Below are 1,647 nucleotides of genomic sequence, written 5' to 3' on the forward strand. Positions count from 1 at the left end.
ACGTCCGGCCCAGCGGCCGCAACATCTTCCTGGCCGAGCTGGGTCTGGATGGGAGGCTCCGGCCGGTCAGGGGTGTACTGCCGGCGGTGATGGCGGCACCGACCCTGCGGCCGACGCTGCTGCGTCGGCGGGCTACCTCGTTCTGCCCCGCGGTCCGCGGCAGCAGCTGCTGTCCTCGCTGCTGCTCGAGCCCGGACCGCTGGCACCGCCGTCGTTATTAAAAAAGAAGCGGGCACGCACGCTGGAGGTGTTCGGCGCGATCGCCGAGGCGCTGCGCCAATACGGTCCCGACGCGGTGGAGACGTACATCGTGTCCCGGGCACGCGGCGCCGACGACGTGCTCGCCGCCGCGGTGTTGGCGCGCGAGGCGGGACTGCTGGCGCTGGAGGGCTCCGAGCCCAAGGCCCTGATCGGCTTCGCGCCGCTGCTGGAAAGCGTGGAGGCGCTGCGCAGCGGCGGGAAGATCCTGGACGACCTGCTCTCGGACCCGCAGTACCGCCGGATTGTGCGGCTGCGCGGCGACCTGCAGGAGGTCATGTTCGGCTACTCGGACTCCAACATGGAAGCCGGCGTGGCCACCAGTCAGTGGGAAATCCACAAGGCCCAGCTGGTGCTGCGCGACGTGGCCGCCCGGCACGGGGTGCGGCTGCGCTTCTTCCATGGCCGCGGCGGATCGGTCGGCCGCGGCGGCGGGCCCACCTATGACGCGATCCTCGCCCAGCCCAACGGCGCGCTCGCCGGGGAGATCAAGTTCACGGAGCAGGGCGAAGTCATTTCCGACAAGTACACCCTGCCGGAGCTGGCCCGGGAAAACCTGGAGCTGGCGCTCGCGGCGGTGCTGCAGGCGTCCGCGCTGCACCAGGAGCCGCGGACCTCGGAGGCCGAACGCGGCCGGTACCACGCTGCCATGGAGGTGATTTCCGGCGCGGCCTATGAGCGCTACCGCCTGCTGGTGGAGCACCCGGACCTGCCGGAGTATTTCCGGACGTCGACGCCGGTGGAGCAGCTGAGCGCTGTGAAATTCGGTTCACGTCCGGCCGACCACCCCGAGGCGGGTCCGGCCGCCGGCCAGGGGTTGGGCAAGCTGCGGGCCATCACCTGGGTGTTCGGCTGGACCCAGTCGCGGCAGATCGTTCCCGGCTGGTACGGCGTCGGCAGCGGGCTTCGGGCCGCACGGGCCGCCGGATTGCAGCCGCAGCTGCGCGAGATGATCAGCAACTGGCACTACTTCCAGTCCTTCATCTCGAACGTGGAGATGACGCTGGCCAAGACCGACCTGGAGATCGCGGCGCACTACGTCTCGACGCTGGTGCCAGAGCAACTGCGGCACCTGTTCGACGACATCCGCGCCGAGTTCGAGCTGACCGTGGCCGAAATCCGGAAGCTGACCGGCGAGAACGAACTGCTCGATAACCAGCCGGTGCTCCAGCGCTCGCTGCACATCCGCGACCAGTACCTGGACCCAATCTCGTACATGCAGGTGGAATTGCTGCGCCGCATCCGGACGTCGGAGCCGGACGAAGCACTGCAGCGGGCCATGCTGATCACCGTGAACGGCATTGCCGCGGGCTTGCGGAATACGGGCTAGCGCGGCCGTCGGCGTCGGGCTGGCGGACGGCCTGGCGGCCGGCGGACGGCCTGGCGGCC

General features: G+C 69.8%; 1 protein-coding gene. It reads left to right on the plus strand.

Features of this window, described 5'->3' with window-relative positions:
* The coding region (locus AC5RV2_RS17800; RefSeq protein WP_494093428.1) for a phosphoenolpyruvate carboxylase at window positions 1-1,588 on the plus strand (1,588 nt) is incomplete at its 5' end.
* Window positions 1,589-1,647 lie beyond the last annotated feature (59 nt).

It is taken from the genome of Arthrobacter sp. Y3225116 (genome assembly GCF_059091245.1).